Source organism: Bacillus cereus group sp. RP43, from assembly GCF_040459645.1.
In the GTDB taxonomy this organism is placed as follows: Bacteria; Bacillota; Bacilli; order Bacillales; family Bacillaceae_G; genus Bacillus_A; species Bacillus_A mycoides_C.
In genome coordinates this window covers 4,877,501-4,882,500 of sequence record NZ_JARVHQ010000001.1, presented here as the reverse complement: position 1 = coordinate 4,882,500, position 5,000 = coordinate 4,877,501, and the positions used below count along the sequence as shown (strand labels likewise).

Genomic DNA, 5,000 nt, shown 5'->3' with positions numbered 1-5,000 from the left:
CGATTTCCTGAGTAGCGGCGAGCGAAACGGAATCTAGCCCAAACCAAGAGGCTTGCCTCTTGGGGTTGTAGGACATTCTATACGGAGTTACAAAGGAACGAGGTAGACGAAGCGACCTGGAAAGGTCCGTCACAGAGGGTAACAACCCCGTAGTCGAAACTTCGTTCTCTCTTGAATGTATCCTGAGTACGGCGGAACACGTGAAATTCCGTCGGAATCTGGGAGGACCATCTCCCAAGGCTAAATACTCCCTAGTGATCGATAGTGAACCAGTACCGTGAGGGAAAGGTGAAAAGCACCCCGGAAGGGGAGTGAAAGAGATCCTGAAACCGTGTGCCTACAAATAGTCAGAGCCCGTTAATGGGTGATGGCGTGCCTTTTGTAGAATGAACCGGCGAGTTACGATCCCGTGCGAGGTTAAGCTGAAGAGGCGGAGCCGCAGCGAAAGCGAGTCTGAATAGGGCGTTTAGTACGTGGTCGTAGACCCGAAACCAGGTGATCTACCCATGTCCAGGGTGAAGTTCAGGTAACACTGAATGGAGGCCCGAACCCACGCACGTTGAAAAGTGCGGGGATGAGGTGTGGGTAGCGGAGAAATTCCAATCGAACCTGGAGATAGCTGGTTCTCCCCGAAATAGCTTTAGGGCTAGCCTTAAGTGTAAGAGTCTTGGAGGTAGAGCACTGATTGAACTAGGGGTCCTCATCGGATTACCGAATTCAGTCAAACTCCGAATGCCAATGACTTATCCTTAGGAGTCAGACTGCGAGTGATAAGATCCGTAGTCAAGAGGGAAACAGCCCAGATCGCCAGCTAAGGTCCCAAAGTGTGTATTAAGTGGAAAAGGATGTGGAGTTGCTTAGACAACTAGGATGTTGGCTCAGAAGCAGCCACCATTTAAAGAGTGCGTAATAGCTCACTAGTCGAGTGACTCTGCGCCGAAAATGTACCGGGGCTAAATACACCACCGAAGCTGCGAATTGATACCAATGGTATCAGTGGTAGGGGAGCGTTCTAAGTGCAGTGAAGTCAGACCGGAAGGACTGGTGGAGCGCTTAGAAGTGAGAATGCCGGTATGAGTAGCGAAAGACGGGTGAGAATCCCGTCCACCGAATGCCTAAGGTTTCCTGAGGAAGGCTCGTCCGCTCAGGGTTAGTCAGGACCTAAGCCGAGGCCGACAGGCGTAGGCGATGGACAACAGGTTGATATTCCTGTACCACCTCTTTATCGTTTGAGCAATGGAGGGACGCAGAAGGATAGAAGAAGCGTGCGATTGGTTGTGCACGTCCAAGCAGTTAGGCTGATAAGTAGGCAAATCCGCTTATCGTGAAGGCTGAGCTGTGATGGGGAAGCTCCTTATGGAGCGAAGTCTTTGATTCCCCGCTGCCAAGAAAAGCTTCTAGCGAGATAAAAGGTGCCTGTACCGCAAACCGACACAGGTAGGCGAGGAGAGAATCCTAAGGTGTGCGAGAGAACTCTGGTTAAGGAACTCGGCAAAATGACCCCGTAACTTCGGGAGAAGGGGTGCTTTCTTAACGGAAAGCCGCAGTGAATAGGCCCAAGCGACTGTTTAGCAAAAACACAGGTCTCTGCGAAGCCGTAAGGCGAAGTATAGGGGCTGACACCTGCCCGGTGCTGGAAGGTTAAGGAGAGGGGTTAGCGTAAGCGAAGCTCTGAACTGAAGCCCCAGTAAACGGCGGCCGTAACTATAACGGTCCTAAGGTAGCGAAATTCCTTGTCGGGTAAGTTCCGACCCGCACGAAAGGTGTAACGATTTGGGCACTGTCTCAACCAGAGACTCGGTGAAATTATAGTACCTGTGAAGATGCAGGTTACCCGCGACAGGACGGAAAGACCCCGTGGAGCTTTACTGTAGCCTGATATTGAATTTTGGTACAGTTTGTACAGGATAGGCGGGAGCCATTGAAACCGGAGCGCTAGCTTCGGTGGAGGCGCTGGTGGGATACCGCCCTGACTGTATTGAAATTCTAACCTACGGGTCTTATCGACCCGGGAGACAGTGTCAGGTGGGCAGTTTGACTGGGGCGGTCGCCTCCTAAAGTGTAACGGAGGCGCCCAAAGGTTCCCTCAGAATGGTTGGAAATCATTCGTAGAGTGCAAAGGCATAAGGGAGCTTGACTGCGAGACCTACAAGTCGAGCAGGGACGAAAGTCGGGCTTAGTGATCCGGTGGTTCCGCATGGAAGGGCCATCGCTCAACGGATAAAAGCTACCCCGGGGATAACAGGCTTATCTCCCCCAAGAGTCCACATCGACGGGGAGGTTTGGCACCTCGATGTCGGCTCATCGCATCCTGGGGCTGTAGTCGGTCCCAAGGGTTGGGCTGTTCGCCCATTAAAGCGGTACGCGAGCTGGGTTCAGAACGTCGTGAGACAGTTCGGTCCCTATCCGTCGTGGGCGTAGGAAATTTGAGAGGAGCTGTCCTTAGTACGAGAGGACCGGGATGGACGCACCGCTGGTGTACCAGTTGTTCTGCCAAGGGCATAGCTGGGTAGCTATGTGCGGAAGGGATAAGTGCTGAAAGCATCTAAGCATGAAGCCCCCCTCAAGATGAGATTTCCCATAGCGTAAGCTAGTAAGATCCCTGAAAGATGATCAGGTTGATAGGTTCGAGGTGGAAGCATGGTGACATGTGGAGCTGACGAATACTAATAGATCGAGGACTTAACCATATAATATGAAGCAAATGTTATCTAGTTTTGAAGGAATATACCTTCATCAGTTTGGTGATGATGGCAGAGAGGTCACACCCGTTCCCATACCGAACACGGAAGTTAAGCTCTCTAGCGCCGATGGTAGTTGGGACCTTGTCCCTGTGAGAGTAGGACGTCGCCAAGCAAGATAAAAACACAAGTCTTTTGACTTGTGTTTTTTTGTATATTTGTTTCGTTAGAAACAAGAGTGGAAATATTGATTACTAAACCATACCAGATGAAAAATTATTTGCAGGATCATGATAAAGGCGAAGTGCTTTCGTTATTTTTAGTAAGCATTCATTAAACTATATGTATTTCACTATAGGATCATTACGGTTCATATCTTCAATATAAGAGGGAATCTCACTTCTTTTATAATTAATTTCTAAAAACTTGGCACATAATTGAAGCTTCTATACTCTAAATGATTTAATGGTTTATGAATTGTATAACTATTTCCCCTTAAAATTCTGTATACAGTATCCCTTAACTAATAAACATTAGAGGTATTTCTGCCGGCAAGCACTTCTTCTTCACTAATATGCTTTTGAAAACAACTCCGTTCATAATTTCAATAATATAGATTTGTATAATTGCTTCCTTTGAATTTGCAGTTTGCTCAATCTATTAAACATGCCCGTCTATATAAAATACAATTATATAGACGGGCATGTTTAATTTTTTATTCTTATAATAGTAGTGTTTTGAGGGGGTGTGATTAAGTATAGGGAAGTAGTACGTAATCTATGAAAATAATACAGGTGCTTTTCAACTATTATGAGAACGGCTATATTATGGCTAAATATGTAGTGAGGTATAGGAATGGTGAACAAGGAGCTCATTTGCAATTGAAGTGTATATATGGGTACGAAAGATTCTTTGATTAGTAGTCGTAACCTCTTGAGGCATAAACTTTTGAATTACTCAGTGCCAGTGCTACAATAATTGAAAACTAAATGTTAATGAGGTGCTAATATGAAAATTGAAGTATGGTCAGATTTTGTATGTCCATTTTGTTATATTGGAAAGCGTAGATTAGAGATGGCTTTAGAACAATTCCCGCATAGGGATGATGTTGAAGTTGAGTTTAAAAGTTTTGAATTAGATCAAAATGCTCCGATCTACTCTGGAACGGGTATTAATGAAGTACTTGCATCGAAGTATGGGATTAGTATTGAAGAAGCTGATCGTAATAATATACAACTAGGCAATCATGCAGCTAGTATGGGTTTAAGTTTCAATTTTGAAGAGATGAAGCCAACAAATACTTTTGATGCACACCGTTTGGCGAAATTTGCAAAGGATCAGGGGAAGGAAAAGGAGATTACAGAAAATTTACTTTTTGCATATTTCACTGAATCGAGAAACTTAAGTGATGCGGAGACGCTCGCTGCTATCGCTGAAGCTTCAGGTTTAGATAAGCAAGAAGCTTTAAATGTTATTAATAATAAAAATGCGTATGCGAATGAAGTTAGAATTGATGAAGCAATTGCCCAACAGTATAAAATTACGGGGGTACCTTATTTTATTGTTAATCAAAAGTATGCTATTTCAGGTGCGCAACCACTTGAAACCTTCGTTGGTGCACTTCAGCAGGTGTGGGAAGAAGAGAATCCTAAGCCCGAACTTCAGGATCTTTCAATAAATAGTACAACAGATACTTATTGTACAGATGGTAGTTGCTCGATACCTCCAAAGGAATAATATTTAATTCTTTCTATTGTGTTGTACATGATGTACTGAGGGGATAAATTTTAAATGTTAAATGTATATTAATGACCTCTAAATACGAATAACCTACTGCAACTCTTATAGGTTATTCGTATTTAGTTTGTTTTGGGGGAGTTACATTCAAGTGTAGTATTATTGTGCTAATGGCTTGTTGGTAGAGTTAATTCATATTTTTATAAAAAACTTATTTAAAACTATTGACGATTAACATACACAGGTGTAATATAGAACAAGTCGCCGATAGCAACAACGCAGAAAGCGACAAACGAAATAAAAAACTTAGTTGACATTGAAATATGAAAATGTTAACATAAGGGAGTCGCAAATGAGCGGCAAACAAGTTCTTTGAAAACTGAACGAAACAAACAACGTGAACGTCAATTTTTATTTTTAGATGCTAGACAAACTAACTTTATTGGAGAGTTTGATCCTGGCTCAGGATGAACGCTGGCGGCGTGCCTAATACATGCAAGTCGAGCGAATGGATTAAGAGCTTGCTCTTATGAAGTTAGCGGCGGACGGGTGAGTAACACGTGGGTAACCTGCCCATAAGAC

The 5,000-nt window shown here is 44.2% G+C and carries 1 protein-coding gene and 3 rRNA genes (2 of these 4 running past the window's edge); all 4 read left to right on the top strand.

What is annotated here, in order from left to right:
- Window positions 1-2,690 (top strand): 23S ribosomal RNA (locus tag QCI75_RS25235) (it extends 232 nt beyond the left edge of the window).
- Window positions 2,691-2,740: 50 nt separating this feature from the next.
- Window positions 2,741-2,856: ribosomal RNA gene (gene rrf / locus QCI75_RS25230) — 5S ribosomal RNA — on the top strand.
- Between the two features lie 833 nt (window positions 2,857-3,689).
- A complete protein-coding gene (locus QCI75_RS25225; protein ID WP_353761394.1) occupies window positions 3,690-4,418 on the top strand; it encodes a DsbA family oxidoreductase in 729 nt (242 codons plus the stop codon).
- A 439-nt stretch (window positions 4,419-4,857) separates the two neighbouring features.
- A 16S ribosomal RNA gene (locus tag QCI75_RS25220) occupies window positions 4,858-5,000 on the top strand; it runs 1,409 nt beyond the window's last position.

What these genes read in the sequence shown, in the direction of transcription:
- QCI75_RS25225 (WP_353761394.1), top strand. Translation starts at nt 3,690, where the DNA reads ATGAAAATTGAAGTATGGTCAGATTTTGTATGTCCATTTTGTTATATT.